Genomic DNA, 18,257 nt, shown 5'->3' on the forward strand with positions numbered 1-18,257 from the left:
AAATCAGTCTACGGGGGCAGCTGCAAACATGCGTCAGGGGGTGTAAAACTACGTAAAGTCATGGATTGCGGGCATTCGTTCACGGTATTTTGCCTGTGGAGGGCAATAAAAAATGAATAAAATACTGTTGGTTGACGACGATCGCGAATTGACTTCGCTGTTGAAAGAATTGCTTGAAATGGAAGGGTTCGACGTACTGGTAGCCGGCGACGGTGAGCAGGCGCTGGCTCTGTTGGATAGTTCTGTCGATCTGTTACTTCTCGACGTTATGATGCCCAAAAAGAACGGTATTGATACCCTGAAAGAGCTGCGTCAGCAGCATCAAACGCCGGTTATCATGTTGACCGCGCGCGGTAGCGAGCTGGATCGCGTTCTGGGGCTGGAACTGGGTGCGGATGACTATCTGCCTAAGCCCTTCAACGATCGCGAACTGGTGGCCCGTATACGCGCGATTTTACGCCGCTCCAACTGGAGTGAACAGCAACAGCAGCACGACAGCGGTTCCCCAACGCTGGAGGTTGACCATCTGCGCCTGAATCCGGGGCGTCAGGAAGCCAGCTTTGACGACGTCACGCTGGATTTAACCGGTACCGAGTTTACGCTGCTCTATCTGCTCGCGCAGCATCTGGGCCAGGTCGTCTCTCGCGAACACCTGAGCCAGGAAGTGTTAGGCAAACGCTTAACGCCGTTTGATCGCGCCATTGATATGCATATTTCCAACCTGCGCCGCAAACTACCGGATCGCAAGGATGGGCATCCCTGGTTTAAAACGCTGCGCGGTCGGGGCTACCTGATGGTCTCCGCTACATGATATCGAGCCTGACTACCCGCATCTTTGCCATTTTTTGGCTGACCCTGGCGCTGGTGCTGATGCTGGTGCTGATGGTGCCCAAACTTGATACCCGTCAGATGACGCCGCTGCTTGATAATGAGCAGCGGCAGGGCACCATGATAGAACAACACGTCGAGGCGGAGCTGATGCAGGATCCGCCCAACGATTTAATGTGGTGGCGCAGGCTGTTTCGCGCCATCGACAAGTGGGCACCGCCGGGTCAGCGCCTGCTACTGGTGACGAGTGAAGGCCGCGTGATCGGCGCGCAGCATAACGAAATGCAGGTTATCCGTAACTTTATCGGCCAGTCCGATAATGCCGACCACCCGCAGAAAAAGAAATATGGCCGGACAGAGATGCTCGGGCCGTTTTCCGTGCGCGATGGCGAAGACAGCTATCAGCTCTACCTGATCAGGCCTGCCGGCAGTTCGCAGCTGGATTTTATCAACCTGCTGTTTGACCGCCCGCTGCTGCTGCTGATCGTTACCATGCTGATCAGCTCGCCGCTGCTGCTCTGGCTGGCGTGGAGCCTGGCGAAACCGGCGCGCAAACTGAAACACGCGGCCGATGACGTGGCCGCCGGTAACCTGCGGCAGCGCCCTGAGCTGGAATCAGGCCCGCAGGAGTTTCTTGCCGCCGGTTCCAGCTTTAACCAAATGGTGAGCGCGCTGGAGCGGATGATGACCGCACAGCAGCGCCTGTTGTCTGATATCTCGCACGAGCTGCGCACGCCGTTGACGCGATTACAGCTGGCTACCGCGCTGATGCGTCGTCGCCAGGGCGAAGGTAAAGAGCTACAGCGCATTGAGATGGAGGCGCAAAGGCTGGACGGCATGATCAACGATCTGCTGGTGCTGTCGCGCACCCAGCACAAGAACGCGCTGGTCAGCGAAGCGATGAAGGCCAATCATCTCTGGTCAGGCGTGTTGGACGACGCCCGGTTTGAAGCGGAGCAGATGGGCAAAACGCTGGAGGTTCCCTATCCGCCAGGGCCGTGGCCGCTTTACGGCAACCCGAGCGCGCTGGACAGCGCGCTGGAAAATATCGTTCGTAACGCGCTGCGCTATTCCCATAGCCGTATCGTAGTCAGCTTTTCCGTGGATAAACAGGGCATTACCATCCATGTGGATGATGATGGCCCGGGCGTCAGTGCGGAAGATCGCGAGCAGATTTTCCGACCGTTTTACCGTACCGACGAGGCACGCGACCGTGAATCCGGCGGCACCGGCCTGGGGCTGGCGATTGTGGAAACCGCCATTCAGCAGCATCGCGGCTGGGTGAAAGCGGATGACAGCCCCCTTGGCGGTCTGCGACTGACGCTCTGGCTGCCGCTCTATACCAGCAACAGCTGAATTTGCTATGCTGCGGCCCTTGTGAACGAGGGCCGCCGCTGATGCTGAATATCGTACTTTTTGAACCTGAAATCCCCCCAAACACGGGCAATATTATTCGCCTGTGCGCCAATACAGGCTTTCGCCTGCATCTGATCGAGCCGCTGGGTTTTACCTGGGATGATAAGCGCCTGCGCCGGGCTGGTCTGGATTACCATGAATTCACCGCCATCCAGCGTCACGCCGACTATGCGGCTTTTCTGGCAGCCGAACAGCCGCAGCGCCTGTTTGCGTTGACCACCAAAGGCACGCCCGCGCACAGCGCCGTAAGCTATCAGAAAGGGGATTATTTGCTTTTCGGCCCGGAAACGCGCGGCCTGCCCAAAGAGATTTTGGACGCGCTGCCTGCGGCGCAGAAAATTCGTATTCCAATGCAGCCGGACAGCCGCAGCATGAACCTGTCGAATGCGGTTTCCGTAGTGGTTTATGAAGCGTGGCGCCAGCTGGACTATGCGGGCGCGCTGATTAAAAGCTAAATACCGTCGCCGAACTCAAAGCCCGGCACCATACCGTTGAAGTGCTGATCCATCTCCATTGACGGCTTGTCGCTGCTGGGTTTGCCAACAATGCGCGCCGGTACGCCGGCCGCCGTGGTATGCGGCGGCACAGGTTGTAGCACGACGGAACCGGCGCCGATTTTGGCACCGCGTCCTACTTCAATGTTGCCCAGCACTTTCGCGCCCGCGCCAATCATCACGCCTTCGCGGATTTTAGGGTGACGGTCGCCGCTGGTCTTGCCCGTCCCGCCCAGCGTCACCGATTGCAGGATAGAAACATCATCTTCAATCACGGCGGTTTCGCCCACGACAATGCCTGTAGCGTGGTCGAGCATGATGCCGCGTCCGATCTTCGCGGCCGGATGAATATCCACGGCAAAAGAGACAGAGATTTCGTTCTGCAGATAGATGGCCAACGCGCGGCGGCCTTCATTCCACAGCCAGTGGCCGATACGGTAAGCCTGTAGAGCATGAAACCCTTTCAGGTAGAGCAGGGGCGTAGAGTATTTGTCGATGGCGGGATCGCGCTGACGTACGGCCTGGATGTCGCAGGCGGCCGACTGGATCATAGAGGCGTCCTGCTTATAGGCTTCCTGGACAATCTCGCGGATGGCAATAGCGGGCATGATTGGATTAGCCAGCTTGTTAGCCAGCATATAGCTCAGCGCGCTCCCCAAATCATCGTGTTTTAACAAGGTAGCGTGGTAAAAACTGGCCAGCATCGGCTCGCCTTCCGCCAGCGCCCGCGCTTCCTCTTTGATATAATCCCAGACCATCCCGGGCTCTACACACGGCATTACTCTACTCCCCATCAAATAACAGAATACTGCGGCGCTTCCCTGTCTCAGCTGATGCTGTTTTCATCTTTCCGTGTACGCCCAAGCAGGCTTAATGCTGCCTCCCGCGCGTTTTTTTCGCAATACAATACCTGATAAATTTGCTCGGTTATCGGCATCTCCACGCCGCAGCGTGCGGCCAGCGCCCTCACCTCTTTGGTATTTCGGAATCCTTCCACTACCTGCCCGATAGTATTTTGCGCCGCCATCACGTCCATTCCCTGCCCCAGCATCATGCCGAAGCGGCGATTGCGCGATTGATTATCGGTGCAGGTCAGCACCAGATCGCCCAGTCCCGCCATGCCCATAAAGGTGGCGGGATCGGCCCCCAGCGCTACGCCCAGCCGGGACATTTCCGCCAGGCCCCGGGTAATCAGTGCCGTTCTGGCGTTGGCGCCAAAGCCGATACCGTCAGAAATACCCGCACCGATGGCGATAACGTTTTTTACCGCGCCGCCAAGCTGCACGCCGGTAAAATCAGGGTTGTTATAAACGCGAAAGCTTTTGCCGCAGTGGAGCAGCTGCTGTAAATCGTCGGCAAATTCCGCATCCGTCGCGGCCAGCGCGATCGCCGTCGGCATTCCCGCCGCCAGCTCTTTGGCAAAAGTCGGGCCGGACACAATCGCCAGCGGCAGACTGTCGCCCAGGATTTCGCGCGCCACGTCCTGCAACAGCCGCCCGGTCTCTTTTTCCAGCCCTTTGGTGGCCCAGACAATGCGGGAATCGCTGCGCAGGTGCGGTTTGATTTGTTGTAACAGATCGCCGAACACATGGCTGGGAACAACCACCAGCAGATCGCGGCTGGCGGCAATAGCCGTAGCCAGGTCGCTCTCAAGGCTCAGCGAGTCGGGAAAAGGAACATCGGGCAGAAAGGCCGCATTGCAGCGGTCAGCCTGGAGCTGCGCCAGATGCTGTGGGTTATGGCCCCACATCACCACGTCGTGTCCGTTACGGGCCAGCGTGATAGCCAGGGCGGTGCCGTACGAGCCGGCACCGAGTACACTCATTGAGGCAGGCATTATGCATCCTGTTGCGGAGCGGCGCCTTCACCTGACTGCTGCTGCAGATAGTTCATAAACAGCGCGTCAAAGTTAACCGGCGCCAGGTTAAGCTGCGGGAAGGTCCCACGGGAAACCAGGCTGGTAATGCATTCGCGCGCATAAGGGAACAGGATGTTCGGACAGTATGCGCCCAGGCAATGCGCCATCTGGTTGCCATCAATGCCGGCCACGGAGAAAATGCCCGCCTGCTGCACTTCACACAGGAAAGCCGTATCTTCGCCCACGGTGGCGGTTACGGTTACGCGCAGAACCACTTCATACACGTCATCAGCCAGCAGAGTGGATGCCGTATCCAGATCCAGTTTCACTTCTGGTTCCCACTCTTTCTGGAAAACCTGCGGCGCATTTGGTGCTTCAAAAGAGACGTCTTTAGTATAGATACGCTGGATCTGGAAAGACATCTCGGTGTTATTTTGTTCTGACATATTAAAATCCTATGGGTTAATAATCCGTTATTGCGCCACTTGCCCGCGTTACTGCAGCAGCGGGTCGAGGCCCTGGCGGCCCTCGAGGGCATAGAGGTCGTCACAGCCGCCAATATGCTGTGCATCGATGAAAATCTGCGGAACAGTGGTACGGCCGCTGCGTTTGATCATCTCTTCGCGTTTCTCAGCGTCGCCGTCGATAGCGATTTCCTGGAACGCTACGCCTTTCTGAGCCAGCAGCGCTTTGGCGCGATGACAGAAAGGACAGGTTGCTTTGGTGTAGATCTCAACGTTTGCCATACCTTCGTCTCCAGAAATTATTTGCCACGCACCAGCGGAAGGTTTTCACCGCTCCAGCCAGCCACGCCGTCTTTCAGAATGAAAACCTGTTCGTAACCGGCGGCGTTCAGCTGCGCAGCAGGGTCGGCTGCGGAAACGCCGTTAGCGCACACCACGATAACCGGCTTCGTTTTGTGTTTTTCCAGTTCGCCAAAGCTGCCCTTTTTGATATCGGCAGCCAGCACGTTGATCGCGTTAGAAATATGGCCTTTACGGAAGTCATCGCGCCCGCGCACGTCCACTACCACGGCTTCTTCTTTATTAATCAGACGCGTCGCTTCGCTGCGGCTGATGGTTTTTACCTTGGAGAACATGCCCTTAACTGTGGTCACGATCACCAAAACCAGCAGGACGACCCATGCCAGACTAAGAAGGGTATGATTGCCTGCGAACTGCATAATATCTTGCATGAGGGGTAACAACTCCCGAAAGGGTTAATAAGCGAAAACAAGGCTTCTGAGTATACCTGCCAGGCGTTTCATGTACAGACGCGATGCCGTCAGAGTTGCTTTTTCTGCGGCAAATTTCCCAAAAAAATGGGCTCAGGTCATAAACGTTCGATCCGAACGTTAACGCAGCAATCCTGACTGGCGATTAATTGCGCAGCGTCCCTCTTTGCGTCTGCGCTTTCCGGTCAGCCGCCTCGCTTTGTCACCGATGGAAACGCAAAACCCGCCGCTGAGGCTGGTAAGGCGCTGTTCATCGTGGAATAATCCTCCTCCTATGAGGGAAAAAGCGACAGTTTCATATCAACGAACCCCAGCTAACGGATTGGCCTCTGCACCCCCGTTACGATCGGGCATGTTCACGCTGTCAGCCAGCCTGTTTTGCGCTGGCCTGCTTCTGCTGCCCGCTATCGGCCACGCAGACGACACTAAATCCGCGCTCTCCAGCCTGCGCGCGGATATCGCCGCCAAAGAAAAAAGCGTTCAGCAGCAAAAACTGCAGCGCAGCAAGCTGCTCGATCAGCTGCAAAGCCAGGAAAAAACTATCGCCCAGGCCAGCCGACAGCTGCGCGAAACCCAGCGTTCGCTTGGCGCGCTCAATGACGAAATCGCGGCGCTTACCGCCTCGATCGGCAAACTGCAAACCCAGCAGGCAAAGCAGGAAAAAATGCTGGCCGAGCAGCTGGACGCCGCCTTTCGCCAGGGCCAGCACAACGGTTTACAGCTGCTGCTGAGCAGCGAAGAGAGCCAGCGTAGCGAACGTATCCTGGCCTATTTCGGCTACCTGAACGATGCACGCCAGCAATCGATCGACGAGTTGAAAAAAACGCGCAGCGATCTCTCTTCCCAGAAAGCCTCGCTGATAGATAAGCAGGCGAAGCAAAAAGCGATGCTGTCGCAGCAGGAAGTCCAGCAGCAGAAGCTGGAAAGCGCTCGTGCGGCGCGTCAGAAGACGCTGACCACGCTGGAATCCTCGCTGGAGAAAGATCAGGCGCAGCTGGAAGAGATGCGGGCGAACGAAAGTCGCCTGCGCGATAAGATCGCCAAAGCGGAGCGGGAAGCCCGCGCCAGAGCCGAAAAAGAGGCCAAAGAAGCGCAGCGCGTGCGCGAACGCGAGGCGCAGGCAAAAAGCAAAGGCACCACCTATAAACCTACCGAGGGCGAGCGCTCGCTGATGGCGAGAACCGGTGGCCTGGGCAGACCGGGCGGCCAGTTGCTGTGGCCGGTGCGCGGCACTCTTGAGCACCGTTTCGGCGAGCAGCTGCAGGGCGAACTGCGCTGGAAAGGGCTGGTGATCGACGCGCCGGAAGGCCGGGAAGTCAAAGCCGTTGCCGACGGTCGCGTGCTGATGGCGGACTGGCTACAGGGCTATGGTCTGGTGGTGGTGGTGGAGCATGGCAAAGGCGATATGAGCCTGTACGGCTACAATCAGAGCGCGCTGGTCAGCGTGGGCGCTCAGGTCAAAGCAGGCCAGCCGATTGCGCTGGTTGGCACCAGCGGCGGGCGCGGCACGCCTTCGCTCTATTTTGAGATCCGTCGCCAGGGACAGGCCGTTAATCCACTTCCGTGGTTGGGAAAATAACTTTTGTCTTATCTTTATAAATTCAGCGGCGCGCTGACGGGTCTGCTGATGGCCTGTTCGGCGCATGCGGGTAAACTCGCTATCGTCATTGACGATTTTGGCTATCGTCCGGCGCAGGAAAACCAGGTATTACAAATGCCGACGGCCATTTCCGTGGCGGTATTGCCGGATGCTACTCATGCGCATGAAATGGCAACGAAAGCCCACCAGCGGGGACATGAGGTGCTGATCCATCTGCCGATGGCGCCGCTCAGCAAACAGCCGCTGGAAAAAAACACCCTGCGCCCGGACATGTCCGGCGAAGAGGTAGAGCGGATTATCCGGGAGGCCGTGGCTAAAGTTCCCTACGCCGTGGGGCTGAACAACCATATGGGCAGCGCGATGACCTCCAGCCTGCCGGGCATGCAGAAAGTGATGCAGGTGCTGAACCACTACAACTTCTATTTTCTCGACAGCATGACTATCGGCAACAGTCAGTCGACCCGTGCCGCAGCAGGCACCCGTGTTAAAGTGATTAAGCGCCGCGTCTTTCTGGACGATACGCAAAACGAGGCCGATATTCGCAAACAGTTTTTGCGCGCGGTGCATCTGGCCCAGCGCGACGGCTCCGCGATTGCTATTGGACACCCACATCCGACTACGGTGAAAGTACTGCAACAGATGCTGCCGACGCTGCCAGCCGATATTACGCTGGTCAGTCCGGGTCAGCTGCTGAACGAGCCGCAAAATGCAGGTCGTCAGGCGCCGCCGACCGTGGCGAAACCGACGCCGCCGCGCAACCCGTTCAAGGGCGTGAAAACTTGTCAGGGCAGGCCTGAATTCGTGCCGGCCGGCCGCGCGCTGAACGCTATAACGGAAAGTCTCGCCGACAGCGCGGGCGTCCGCTATATCAATACTTACTTTTCCGGCCTGAAGCTGGAACTGGACAACGATTAACCTTCATGCCGCATCACGTCGGCTAAACGAGTCTGGAAGCGGCATGATGGCGCCACAGCGTAAAAAAATTCTGTTACTGGATACCGGCAATGAATGGGGCGGCGGCACCAACAGTATGCTGGAGCTGCTGAAGCGTATCGACCGCAGCCAGTTTGATATCCGCTGCTGCTTTTATCATAACTACCGGCGCGGCAGCGGGGATTCCATTGAGCAGGTGCTGGCTTCGCTGGCTATCCCCGTCACCTTTATCGCCCAGCGCAAACAGCCGCGCTGGGCGAAGCTGCTTAAAGAGCTGCTGCGTTCACTGGTGTTTTTCCATCGCGGCCTGCGGCTGAAAGCCACGCGCTTTGTCGATAAACTATGGCGCATTCGGCCCAACGCCCGCGCTATTCGCCAGCTGCTTATTCAGCAACAGAGCGAGATGTTGTATATGAATAATCAGCCCGGCTCCAACGCCGAGGGCTATCTGGCTGCCCGCGATCTGCCCGTCAGCGTGGTGCAGCACTGCCGTATTGAGCCGGTGCTGGATCGCGCGCTGGTTACCATGGTCAACCAGCGCGCCGATGCGGTTATCGCCGTCTCCAACGGCGTACGCGAGGTGTTGCTGGCCAACGGCGTAGCGGCGGAAAGATGCTTTACCGTTTTTAACGCCATCGATATTTATCAACCGTTACCGGAACGGGCCGCCATGCGCCAACAGCTGCTGGACGTTACCGACGATACCTTCGTTTTCGGCAGTATCGGCTCGCTGATCGCCAGAAAATCCAGTCACCATACCTTACAGGCGCTGGCGAAGTTTGCCGCGGCGTTTCCCAAAGCCGACTGGCGCATGGTGATATTGGGCGAAGGGCCGGAGCTGGCGGCATTGCAGCAGCAGGCGGCGCAGGCCGGTATTCAGGATCGCGTCATTTTTACCGGTTTTCGCAGCAACCCGCTGGACTATCTCGCTGCTTTCGACGTTTTTATCCTGGCATCGAAAAGCGAAGGCCTGCCGCGCGTGGTGCTGGAAGCGATGCTGCTCAACACTGCCGTAATCGGTTCAAAAGTCACCGGCACGGCGGAGCTCATCGAGCATAACAAAACCGGCCTGCTGTTTGATTATGGCGACACGCAGGGCCTGTTCAAACAGATGGAAACGCTGTGGCTTAATGCAGAAAAGCGTCAGCAGCTTTTGCTTCAGGCTAACCGGCACGTTAAAGAACACTATGCCATTGAGCACTACGTCACTGGCGTGGAAACCATTTTGAAAACTGCGGCTTATGGAAACTCATCGCATGTTTGAATTTTTGAATCCCCGATTTCGGCATATTCGCGCACGACATAATATTTCGTATCAACAGCCAGAAGTTCAGGGCCTGTCCCGGTGACCTCTGTTGTCATACCTTGTACGGGCGCGGATTTTGTTGAGGAGGCCCGGCTAAGCGCGCTGTTTGCCTCGCGCTTCGCGCCTGCGGCACAGGAAATCGTTATCGTCAGCGACCAGCCTGTGGAAGCTTTCGGCCAGCTGCCGGAAAAAACGCGCGTGGTGACGTTGGCTGTGCCCGTGCGGGAAGAGAGCTATCGTTATAAGCAGATTTACCGCAGTCGCCTGATCAAAATACAAGCGCCTTTATATGCCAAAACGGACGGCATTTTGATGATCGATTCCGATCTCAACTTACTGAAAATGCCGGAAATCAATATGCTGGACGGGCATATTTACGCCAGTTTCCGCCAGGGGAAAATGATCGCCAAGCTGATGAATACGCCGGAACGGCATCGCCCCGCTTATTACCGCAACAGCGTACGTCCTTTTATCGTCGATCACGTTAATGGCGCCTTTTTAGCCGCTACCCGTCAGACATGGAAACGCATTTGCCCGCTGTGGCTGACGCTGTTTCAGGACACATGGGAGCTGATGGACGATTCCCAGCCACCGACCGATCAGCTGCCGCTGGCTGCCTTGCTGGACATGCTGGATCTGAAAACGGTCAACCTGGGCGACTGGATGAACTGGCCTGTTTCCAAAAAAATCGGTGGCACTACCGCCGCCATTCCCAAAGAAGTGATCGGTGCGCATGGCGGGTTTCCGCTGGACGAATGGCAAAAATATTTGCAATCCCCTGATACGCCGCTGACGTTCAAGGGCCAGGATTATACCCGCAAAGTACGCTATCTGACCGACGCGGAAAAGCTGAAGTAGTTTGCCGCCTGCGGCCGGAATTTACCTTCTCTTACGGAGTCATCCGGCTGTTTGAGGCGGGCTGAGATGTTATGATATCAGGCATTAGCGCGTGAACTTTGTGTTTCACCCACATTCTTAAAGGTTAAAACTCATGATTATCGTCACTGGCGGCGCGGGATTTATCGGTAGTAACATCATCAAAGCGCTGAATGACAAAGGCCACACCGATATTCTGGTGGTCGACAACCTGAAAGACGGCACCAAATTCGCCAACCTGGCGGATCTGAATATTGCCGATTATATGGATAAAGAAGATTTCCTGATCGCCATTCTGGCCGATGAAGACTTTGGCGACGTCGAGGCGGTTTTCCACGAAGGCGCCTGCTCTTCCACCACCGAGTGGGACGGCAAATACATGATGGATAACAACTATCAGTACTCCAAAGAGCTGCTGCACTACTGTCTTGAGCGTCAGATCCCTTTCCTGTACGCCTCTTCCGCCGCGACTTACGGCGGCCGCAACGATAACTTTATCGAAGAGCGTCAGTATGAGCAGCCGCTGAACGTCTACGGCTATTCCAAAATGCTGTTTGACCACTATGTACGTGAGATCCTGCCGGAAGCGCAGTCGCAGATTTGCGGCTTCCGCTACTTCAACGTGTATGGCCCGCGCGAAGGGCATAAAGGCAGCATGGCGAGCGTGGCTTTCCATCTGAACACCCAGCTGAACAACGGCGAAAATCCAAAACTGTTTGAAGGCAGCGATAACTTTAAGCGCGACTTTATCTATGTGGAAGACGTCGCCGCCGTCAATCTGTGGTTCTGGGAAAACGGCGTTTCCGGCATTTTTAACTGCGGAACCGGCCGTGCCGAATCTTTCCAGGAAGTGGCCGACGCCGCGCTGAATTTCCATCAGAAAGGCCAGATCGAATACATTCCTTTCCCGGAAAAACTGAAAGGACGTTACCAGGCCTATACGCTGGCGGACCTGACCAAACTGCGCGCGGCGGGCTACGATAAGCCGTTTAAAACCGTGGCAGAAGGCGTGGCCGAGTATATGGCCTGGCTGAATCGCAACGCGTAACGGGACGGATCCGGCAATGAAAATTTTGGTGATCGGGCCATCCTGGGTCGGCGATATGATGATGTCGCAAAGCCTTTATCGCACGCTGAAACAGCGCTGGCCTGAAGCCACAATTGACGTGATGGCCCCCGCGTGGTGCCGTCCGCTGCTGTCGCGGATGCCGGAAGTCAACGAGGCGCTGGCGATGCCGCTGGGCCACGGCGCGCTGGCGCTGGGCGAGCGCCGCCGTCTGGGCCGCTCGCTGCGCGATAAGGGTTACGATCGCGCTTACGTCCTGCCCAACTCCTTTAAATCCGCGCTGGTGCCTTTCTTTGCCGATATCCAGACCCGTACAGGCTGGCGCGGCGAGATGCGCTACGGCCTGCTGAACGATATCCGCGTGCTGGATAAAGCCGCGTTTCCGTTGATGGTTGAGCGCTACGTCGCGCTGGCTTACGACAAAGCGCAGATCGCGAGCGCCAGCGATCTGCCGCAGCCGCTGCTCTGGCCGAAGCTGCTCGTCAACGAGCAGGAAAAGCAGGAAACCGCCGCCGCCTTCAGGCTGAGCGCGGAACGGCCGCTTATCGGCTTCTGTCCCGGCGCGGAATTCGGGCCGGCCAAGCGCTGGCCGCACTATCACTATGCCGCGCTGGCGCAGCAGCTGATCGACAGCGGCTATCAGATCGCGCTGTTTGGCTCGGCTAAAGATAAAGAGACCGGCGAGCAAATCCTGCAAAGCCTGGAAGAAAGCTCGCGCCAGCACTGCCATAATCTGGCTGGCGAAACCAAACTGGAGCAGGCGGTCATTCTGCTGGCGCACTGCCAGGCCGTGGTCAGCAACGACTCCGGCCTGATGCATATCGCCGCCGCGCTGGATCGCCCGCTCGTTGCGCTTTACGGCCCAAGCAGCCCGGACTTTACGCCGCCGCTGTCGCATAAAGGGCGCGTTATCCGGCTGATCACCGGCTATCACAAAGTCCGTAAAGGCGATGCGGAAGAGGGCTATCACCAGAGCCTGATAGATATTAAGCCGCAGCGCGTGGCGGAAGAGCTGTCGGCGCTGCTGGGTCGGCCTCTGGAGGCTGTATGCACGTCCTGATTGTGAAAACGTCCTCAATGGGTGATGTCCTGCACACGCTGCCCGCCCTTACCGACGCCATGCGGGCTATCCCCGGCATTCGTTTCGACTGGGTCGTAGAGGAAGGTTTCGCACAAATCCCCTCCTGGCATCCGGCGGTTGATCGGGTTATCCCCGTGGCAATCCGCCGCTGGCGCAAGCACTGGTTCGGCAGCGAAGTGCGCGAAGAACGCTTTCTGTTCAAACGCGAAGTGCAGTCGCGCCAGTATGACATGGTGATTGACGCGCAGGGCCTGATCAAAAGCGCCGCGCTGGTGACGCGCATCGCTAAAGGCGTCAAGCACGGTCAGGACAGCCGCAGCGCGCGCGAACCTTTCGCCAGCTGGTGGTATGACCAACGCCATGAAATCAATAAGCAGCAGCATGCCGTACAGCGTACGCGTGAGCTGTTCGCCAAAAGCCTGAATTATCCGCTGCCGGAGACGCCTGGCGATTACGCTATCGCGCAACATTTTATGCTGGCGCCTTCGCCGGATGACGGCCGCTATCTGGTCTTCCTGCACGCCACCACGCGCGATGAAAAGCACTGGCCGGAAGCGCAGTGGCGTGAGCTGATTACGCTGCTGAACGGCAGCGGCCTGCGGATCAAATTGCCGTGGGGCGCGGAACATGAGCACCAGCGCGCGCAGCGGCTGGCGGCTGGCTTCGACTATGTGGAAGTACTGCCCAAACTTACGCTGGAGCAGGTAGCGCGCGCGTTAGCGGGCGCCGCCGCGGTAGTGTCGGTAGATACGGGGCTTAGCCATTTAACGGCGGCGCTGGATCGCCCTAATATCACGCTGTACGGCCCCACCGATCCAGGCCTGATCGGCGGCTATGGCAAAAACCAGTTTGTACTGAAACCGGCGCAGGGCAATCGCATGGCGGATATCTCTGCCGAAAACGTGATGGCGCAGCTGATGCCGCTGCTGGCTTCCTCGCCGGAAGAAAAGTCATGAACAGCCCTGCGCTGAGCGTGCTGATTGCCGCCCATAACTGCGGCGAGACGCTGGCCGATACACTGGAAAGCGTCGTCGCTTCGCTGGGCACGGCGATCGATCGGGCAGAGATCGTCGTAGTTAACGACGCTTCCACGGATGCGACGCAGAGTATTATTGAGCACTACGCGGCGCGGCTGCCGCAGCTTCGCAGCAGCCATACCGACTATCGCAACGTTGGCAAAGTGCGCAACCACGCGTTAGGCCTGGCGCACGGCGATTATGTCTTGATGGTGGACGGCGACGATATGCTGCTGCCCGACGCGCTGGCGCACCGGCTGGCGACGCTGCGCCAGACCTCGCCGGATATTCTGCTCAGTAAAATTATCGAAGTGCGGCACGCCTCGCCCACGGTGCAGTGGCAGCCTGCCGAGCCTGAGGAGCTGACCACGCATGATGCCGTAGAGCGCTTTCTGATCCATCGTGATTATCAGGCGCATTTTATCGGCCAGTTTTTCTCACGCGAGCTTATTCAGCAGCACGCCTTTCCGGACTTTATCTGCTACGAAGATAGCTGGCTGTTTCCGCAGCTGCTGATGCAGAGCAAAAAAACGCTGTTTACCTCCGCCGGTTTTTATCTCTACCGTAAGCATGAGCAGAGCCTGTCGTCCGCTATTGATGCCGACAAAATTGCCTGTCTGATCGCCGCAACGGCGCATATGGACGAGGTTTTACCGCCGCGCTATGAGCATTTGATCACCTGCCACTGGCTGGATATCGCCAACCGCTACCATGCCGATCTGCGAGGGACCTCGCAGGGCGACAAAGTGAGAGCACGGATCGCGCAGGTCGGCCTGGGGCGTTTTTTGCTGAACGGCAAAATCAGGACGAGTTATAAAAGGAAAATGCTGACGGTGAGAAAACGGGGCCTTTAACGGCCCCGTTTCTGTTCAGGTGCCGGCTTTCGCGGCGGCATACTCCGCCAGCGTCATGCCATGAGTGCGGCTTTGCAGCCAGCTGAACAGCTGCGCCAGATCGTCATAGAGCCGGTCAATATCGGCCGCCGTTTTAAAGGTCGGGCTGCCATCGGGCATAAACTCGCTGGAGTGCAGCATAAACTCTACGTAGTCAGCGCCTTCCGCCAGCGTTTTTTCCGCCAGGTCGATCATCTGCTGCGCGTTGCCGCCAGTCGGGCGCAGCCAGTAAACGGAAGGGCTGCGGCGCTTGCCGCGCAGGCGATCGTAGCCCTGTTTAACCGCATTCATCAGCCCGGAGTGCTTATAACGGATGGTCATCGGCACTTCCAGCAGCGGTGAATTGCCGGGACGAGAAATATCTGCGCTATCGGGATGGTAAGCCGAGCGGGGAAAGTGCGTATAGTCCGTGCCGCCGTTGCCCTGCGGCGCGCCCGGGGAAAACCGCCAGTTAACGCCCGGCGTCACCGAGCAGTCAACCCGGTAGCCGTGTTCGACCAGCAGCTGAGCGTAATACTCGTTGAACGCCCAGCGTCCCGCACGATGGCTGAGCATTTTGACGTTAAACGTCTCTTCCAGCAGCTCAGTCATAAAAGCGACTTTTTTGCGTATCTCTTCACGCGGGTATTCAATCAGATAGGGCTGATGCTGCCAGTCGTTGTCGGTTAATTCATAGGCTGGCGGGCTGTTCCAGGCGTGCAGATGCATGCCTACTTCGCCCTGACCGCGAGCGATAACATCGCGGGCAAAATCGATATAAACCGGATCGACGGCCATTTCATAGTTCGTCAACCAGGTCGGTTTAAAGGTATATTTCTCACAAAGCTGCTGAAAGCGGGCAAGCCAGGCGGCATTTTCGGTAGTCACCTGACCAGAACGATTACGCCAGAGATTATCACCTTCCGTATCGATGGTGATTAAGAAAGCAGGTTTTTTCATGTCGATGCGGCGCTCCGCGCTAACCTCGTGTTAACTCTGCCGGTATGGTAACAGCGGCATGACGGGACGCAACAGTAATTGCAGCGCAACGGCGCGAAAGCGATTGGCTATGGCGCTATCTTTTTTATTTTTCTAAGATAAACAGATAAAACTGGCTCAGCCTGACAGGATCGGCAGGACAGCTTTACCGGGCTACGGCAAGGGACTTGCCCGACTAGATAAAAAAATGCTTTTTTTCGTGCGGTTAGTGGCCTGGAAGCGGTCAGCACCGCATGATTTTCTCTGCTAAGGGTACAAAATTGTCCAAGCGCGTATTAATGATCATTGATGGTCTGCCCGGCGGGGGCGCGGAGAAAGTTGTGCTGACGCTTTCCAAAGGGTTGATAGAGCGCGGTCATCGGGTTTCGCTGTTTTCGCTGCGTGCCGTCTGCGATTACGCCATCCCTGCCGGGCTGGATTATCAGATCGTTCAGGATACCTGCCATATGCCCTGGCGAAAGCTTACGGAGCTGAGTCGTCGTGCGGCCTGCCTGGATCGGGCGATAATGCAGGCCGAAAAAGAGCAGGGCCGTTTCGACCTGGTGGTATCGCATCTGCACAAAACCGACCGTATCGTCAGCCGCTGCCGCCATCTCGACAAGGACAAGACCTGGTTTTGCCTGCACGGCGTCTTTTCCGCCTCTTATCTGGCCCACCGGCAGGGTTTTTCCCTGTGGCAGAAGAAACTGAAAACGCGCCGCGTATATCAAAACCGGAATATCATTGGCGTCTCTCAGTACGTGGTCAGCGATTTGAAACGCTCCTTTGCGATACAGCCGAAGCACGAGCGGATCATTTTCAATCCTTTCGACTTTGATACCGTTCGTACTGCGGCTATGCAGCCCTGCGAGATGGCGGGCGAACCCTACCTGATCCACGTCGGCCGATTTCACCAGACCAAGCGGCACGACAGGCTGCTGCGCGCCTATGCCAAAACGGGGATAAGCGCGCCGCTGGTCTTAATTGGCCAGGGTACGGATGAAGCAGTAGGAAAAATGAAGAAACTGGCGCTAACGCTGGGTATTCAGGATCGGGTAATTTTTAAAGGTTTTACCAGCAACCCCTATCCCTGGATCCGTAACGCGAAGCTGCTGGTGGTCAGCTCGGACAGCGAAGGCTTCGGCAACGTGCTGGTAGAAGCGCTGATTTGCCAGGTTCCGGTAGTCAGCACCCGCTGTCCCGGCGGCCCCGTGTCGATTATGACCGGCGAACTGGCTCGCGGCCTGGCGAATCTGGATGTGGATTCGCTGGCGGAAACTATCGCGGACGTCTGGTCAGACCCGCCCGATGTTTCACAGCTTGATTTAGAGGCTTACAGCATCGAAGCAGTCTGCAAACAGTATCTTGCGCTGATCGCTTCTTAGGCCCACGCAACGTTTGCGGATCGGAGATGTCTGAAAGGGTCAGACATTATTCTGGCGTGCTCCCTGGCCTGGCCGGACGCGCATTTTTATCTTTTAAGGTTTCAGTATGAATACGCTCATAACCGAAAACGGCTATCAGAGCACGGTGAAAACGTTACAAATACCATCTGTGTCAGCTGAATACCGACACTCTTCGCTCAGGGAGAACAGAGCGTGAATTATGTGCTGCTGTTTTTACTTTTGCTGCCTTTCAAACTGTTGATGAAACTCAGCCATAAAAAAGAGGCCCGTAATCTGGTGATCCAGACGGCGAAAATCGGCGATTTTGTCAATATCACCCCCCTGCTGGCACATCTTGAAAAGAGCGACGCGCTGCTGAGCCGTACCGTTGCGCCGCTGGCGGAGCACGACAGCACGCTGGCGGACATTTTTTATATTGAAGATCATAAAAGCAGCACGTACAGCAAGCTGAAGCTGGCGCTGAAGCTGATGAATCGCTATGAAAACGTCTACCTGCTGCATCCTAATAATACCAATCTGTTTTATGCCGCCTGCTGTAACGCGAGCAACAAGCAGTTTCTGTCGATGTACCGCCGCAAATGGTATCAGGGGATCTTTTATCTGACCGCGACCGGCACTGTGGAACATGACAAGTATTCGTTAACTTTGGAAAACTACCTTAAGCTGGCCGATCGTTCGCTGACCAAAGAGAGCTATCCCAAGCACGCCACGCTGCCGCTGCTGAAGCCCGACACTACGCCGCAAGAAGTGTTCCGCACCGACAAAATCAAAATCGGCATCAGTATTTCGGCCGGCAACCAGGCAAAAACCATTCCGCCGACGATCTGGAAAGCGCTGTTCGACAGGCTGAGCGGGCTGCCCTGCCTGTTTTATGTTTTTGGCGCGCCAAATGAACTTACTCGCCTGCACGAGCTCAATAGAGTGGTGGGTGAAAGCGATAACATCGTTAACATGATCGGTAAAGTCTCGCTGGAAGGCCTGCCCTACGCCATCAGCCAGATGGATTTTTACATCGCCTCGGATTCGGGCAATATCTACATCGCCGACTCGCAAAATGTGCCCGTGATCCTGATCTACGGGCCTTGCTGCGTTGAAGAGCAGCGTCCGCTGGGCGACGTGCTGTTAATCGGACCGAATCATATCGCGCCGTCGTCGTTTGTTTTTTACGCCCTGTATAAGTTTAATCATCCCGTCGAGCAGCTTTACGAGCTGGATAATCGCAAGCTCGACGATATTTATGATTTTATCTGCGCGCGCAAGCGGCCATTACAAGAAAAGAAGACGTCATCCTGA

General features: G+C 56.7%; 18 protein-coding genes and 1 pseudogene. 13 read left to right on the forward strand and 6 right to left on the reverse strand.

All coding sequences use genetic code 11. From position 1 onward, the window contains the following. The first annotated feature begins 112 nt into the window (after nucleotides 1-112). From cpxR to trmL, 3 genes are read left to right on the forward strand one after another with little or no spacing between them, the layout of a single operon-like run. Nucleotides 113-811 (forward strand): envelope stress response regulator transcription factor CpxR, encoded by a 699-nt coding sequence (gene cpxR / locus EGK14_RS18680; RefSeq protein ID WP_125290597.1) that lies wholly within the window; start codon nucleotides 113-115, stop codon nucleotides 809-811. Continuing rightward, entirely contained in the window at nucleotides 808-2,184 is a 1,377-nt protein-coding gene (cpxA, locus tag EGK14_RS18685) for an envelope stress sensor histidine kinase CpxA (protein WP_125290598.1), read from the forward strand. Before cpxR ends, cpxA begins: the two co-directional genes overlap by 4 nt. 41 nt (nucleotides 2,185-2,225) lie before the next feature. After that, complete coding sequence (gene trmL, locus EGK14_RS18690) at nucleotides 2,226-2,699, forward strand: tRNA (uridine(34)/cytosine(34)/5-carboxymethylaminomethyluridine(34)-2'-O)-methyltransferase TrmL (RefSeq protein ID WP_125290599.1); 474 nt, start codon at nucleotides 2,226-2,228, stop codon at nucleotides 2,697-2,699. On the opposite strand, the gene cysE is transcribed toward trmL, so the two are convergent. Genes cysE through EGK14_RS18715 form a run of 5 tightly spaced genes read right to left on the reverse strand, consistent with a single transcriptional unit; the run spans nucleotide 2,696 to nucleotide 5,791 of the window. Then, nucleotides 2,696-3,517 carry a serine O-acetyltransferase gene (gene cysE / locus EGK14_RS18695; RefSeq protein WP_125290600.1) on the reverse strand — a complete coding sequence of 274 codons (822 nt, stop codon included), beginning with the start codon at nucleotides 3,515-3,517 and terminating at the stop codon, nucleotides 2,696-2,698. The two genes, trmL and cysE, sit on opposite strands and share 4 nt — an antisense overlap. A 47-nt stretch (nucleotides 3,518-3,564) precedes the next feature. Beyond that, on the reverse strand, nucleotides 3,565-4,575 hold the full coding sequence (gene gpsA, locus EGK14_RS18700; RefSeq protein ID WP_125290601.1) for an NAD(P)H-dependent glycerol-3-phosphate dehydrogenase: 1,011 nt from the start codon (nucleotides 4,573-4,575) through the stop codon (nucleotides 3,565-3,567). After that, entirely contained in the window at nucleotides 4,575-5,042 is a 468-nt protein-coding gene (gene secB / locus EGK14_RS18705; RefSeq protein WP_125290602.1) for a protein-export chaperone SecB, read from the reverse strand. Before secB ends, gpsA begins: the two co-directional genes overlap by 1 nt. A gap of 48 nt (nucleotides 5,043-5,090) precedes the next feature. Further along, the gene (gene grxC, locus EGK14_RS18710; RefSeq protein ID WP_125290603.1) at nucleotides 5,091-5,342 is read right to left on the reverse strand and encodes a glutaredoxin 3; all 252 of its coding nucleotides are present in this window, start codon (nucleotides 5,340-5,342) and stop codon (nucleotides 5,091-5,093) included. Nucleotides 5,343-5,359: 17 nt separating this feature from the next. Continuing rightward, nucleotides 5,360-5,791 (reverse strand): rhodanese-like domain-containing protein, encoded by a 432-nt coding sequence (locus tag EGK14_RS18715; protein WP_125290604.1) that lies wholly within the window; start codon nucleotides 5,789-5,791, stop codon nucleotides 5,360-5,362. A 313-nt stretch (nucleotides 5,792-6,104) separates the two neighbouring features. On the opposite strand from EGK14_RS18715, the gene envC reads away from it, so the two are divergent. From envC to EGK14_RS18755, 8 genes and pseudogenes are all read left to right on the forward strand, one after another. Next, nucleotides 6,105-7,409 carry a murein hydrolase activator EnvC gene (envC, locus tag EGK14_RS18720; RefSeq protein ID WP_125290605.1) on the forward strand — a complete coding sequence of 435 codons (1,305 nt, stop codon included), beginning with the start codon at nucleotides 6,105-6,107 and terminating at the stop codon, nucleotides 7,407-7,409. A 48-nt stretch (nucleotides 7,410-7,457) separates the two neighbouring features. Beyond that, nucleotides 7,458-8,345 (forward strand): divergent polysaccharide deacetylase family protein, encoded by an 888-nt coding sequence (locus EGK14_RS18725; RefSeq protein WP_125290666.1) that lies wholly within the window; start codon nucleotides 7,458-7,460, stop codon nucleotides 8,343-8,345. 46 nt (nucleotides 8,346-8,391) lie between these two features. Continuing rightward, nucleotides 8,392-9,627, forward strand: coding sequence for a glycosyltransferase (locus EGK14_RS18730; protein WP_125290667.1), 1,236 nt, complete (start codon nucleotides 8,392-8,394; stop codon nucleotides 9,625-9,627). After that, a pseudogene (locus tag EGK14_RS18735) lies at nucleotides 9,620-10,527 on the forward strand (hypothetical protein). Before EGK14_RS18730 ends, EGK14_RS18735 begins: the two are co-directional and overlap by 8 nt. A 133-nt stretch (nucleotides 10,528-10,660) precedes the next feature. Further along, nucleotides 10,661-11,593, forward strand: coding sequence for an ADP-glyceromanno-heptose 6-epimerase (gene rfaD / locus EGK14_RS18740; protein ID WP_125290606.1), 933 nt, complete (start codon nucleotides 10,661-10,663; stop codon nucleotides 11,591-11,593). A gap of 16 nt (nucleotides 11,594-11,609) precedes the next feature. Next, nucleotides 11,610-12,671, forward strand: a complete 1,062-nt coding sequence (rfaF, locus tag EGK14_RS18745) for an ADP-heptose--LPS heptosyltransferase RfaF (protein ID WP_125290607.1) — start codon at nucleotides 11,610-11,612, stop codon at nucleotides 12,669-12,671. Further along, nucleotides 12,659-13,648: a lipopolysaccharide heptosyltransferase RfaC gene (rfaC, locus tag EGK14_RS18750; protein WP_125290608.1), complete on the forward strand. Its 990-nt coding sequence runs from the start codon at nucleotides 12,659-12,661 to the stop codon at nucleotides 13,646-13,648. Before rfaF ends, rfaC begins: the two co-directional genes overlap by 13 nt. Beyond that, nucleotides 13,645-14,562, forward strand: coding sequence for a glycosyltransferase family 2 protein (locus tag EGK14_RS18755; protein WP_125290609.1), 918 nt, complete (start codon nucleotides 13,645-13,647; stop codon nucleotides 14,560-14,562). Before rfaC ends, EGK14_RS18755 begins: the two co-directional genes overlap by 4 nt. Before the next feature lie 15 nt (nucleotides 14,563-14,577). On the opposite strand, the gene EGK14_RS18760 is transcribed toward EGK14_RS18755, so the two are convergent. Further along, complete coding sequence (locus tag EGK14_RS18760; RefSeq protein WP_125290610.1) at nucleotides 14,578-15,540, reverse strand: deacetylase; 963 nt, start codon at nucleotides 15,538-15,540, stop codon at nucleotides 14,578-14,580. Between the two features lie 317 nt (nucleotides 15,541-15,857). Between EGK14_RS18760 and EGK14_RS18765 the strand changes: the two genes are divergently transcribed. Next, nucleotides 15,858-16,943 carry a glycosyltransferase gene (locus tag EGK14_RS18765; RefSeq protein ID WP_125290668.1) on the forward strand — a complete coding sequence of 362 codons (1,086 nt, stop codon included), beginning with the start codon at nucleotides 15,858-15,860 and terminating at the stop codon, nucleotides 16,941-16,943. Between the two features lie 213 nt (nucleotides 16,944-17,156). Beyond that, nucleotides 17,157-18,257 (forward strand): glycosyltransferase family 9 protein, encoded by a 1,101-nt coding sequence (locus tag EGK14_RS18770; RefSeq protein ID WP_125290611.1) that lies wholly within the window; start codon nucleotides 17,157-17,159, stop codon nucleotides 18,255-18,257.

This window comes from Erwinia sp. 198 (genome assembly GCF_003937915.1).
Taxonomy (GTDB): domain Bacteria; phylum Pseudomonadota; class Gammaproteobacteria; order Enterobacterales; family Enterobacteriaceae; genus Erwinia; species Erwinia aeris.

Coding starts and splice junctions, on each gene's coding strand:
- cpxR (WP_125290597.1), top strand. CDS start 113: ATGAATAAAATACTGTTGGTTGACGACGATCGCGAATTGACTTCGCTG.
- cpxA (WP_125290598.1), top strand. CDS start 808: ATGATATCGAGCCTGACTACCCGCATCTTTGCCATTTTTTGGCTGACC.
- trmL (WP_125290599.1), top strand. CDS start 2,226: ATGCTGAATATCGTACTTTTTGAACCTGAAATCCCCCCAAACACGGGC.
- cysE (WP_125290600.1), bottom strand. CDS start 3,517: ATGCCGTGTGTAGAGCCCGGGATGGTCTGGGATTATATCAAAGAGGAA.
- gpsA (WP_125290601.1), bottom strand. CDS start 4,575: ATGCCTGCCTCAATGAGTGTACTCGGTGCCGGCTCGTACGGCACCGCC.
- secB (WP_125290602.1), bottom strand. CDS start 5,042: ATGTCAGAACAAAATAACACCGAGATGTCTTTCCAGATCCAGCGTATC.
- grxC (WP_125290603.1), bottom strand. CDS start 5,342: ATGGCAAACGTTGAGATCTACACCAAAGCAACCTGTCCTTTCTGTCAT.
- EGK14_RS18715 (WP_125290604.1), bottom strand. CDS start 5,791: ATGCAAGATATTATGCAGTTCGCAGGCAATCATACCCTTCTTAGTCTG.
- envC (WP_125290605.1), top strand. CDS start 6,105: ATGAGGGAAAAAGCGACAGTTTCATATCAACGAACCCCAGCTAACGGA.
- EGK14_RS18725 (WP_125290666.1), top strand. CDS start 7,458: ATGGCCTGTTCGGCGCATGCGGGTAAACTCGCTATCGTCATTGACGAT.
- EGK14_RS18730 (WP_125290667.1), top strand. CDS start 8,392: ATGGCGCCACAGCGTAAAAAAATTCTGTTACTGGATACCGGCAATGAA.
- rfaD (WP_125290606.1), top strand. CDS start 10,661: ATGATTATCGTCACTGGCGGCGCGGGATTTATCGGTAGTAACATCATC.
- rfaF (WP_125290607.1), top strand. CDS start 11,610: ATGAAAATTTTGGTGATCGGGCCATCCTGGGTCGGCGATATGATGATG.
- rfaC (WP_125290608.1), top strand. CDS start 12,659: ATGCACGTCCTGATTGTGAAAACGTCCTCAATGGGTGATGTCCTGCAC.
- EGK14_RS18755 (WP_125290609.1), top strand. CDS start 13,645: ATGAACAGCCCTGCGCTGAGCGTGCTGATTGCCGCCCATAACTGCGGC.
- EGK14_RS18760 (WP_125290610.1), bottom strand. CDS start 15,540: ATGAAAAAACCTGCTTTCTTAATCACCATCGATACGGAAGGTGATAAT.
- EGK14_RS18765 (WP_125290668.1), top strand. CDS start 15,858: ATGATCATTGATGGTCTGCCCGGCGGGGGCGCGGAGAAAGTTGTGCTG.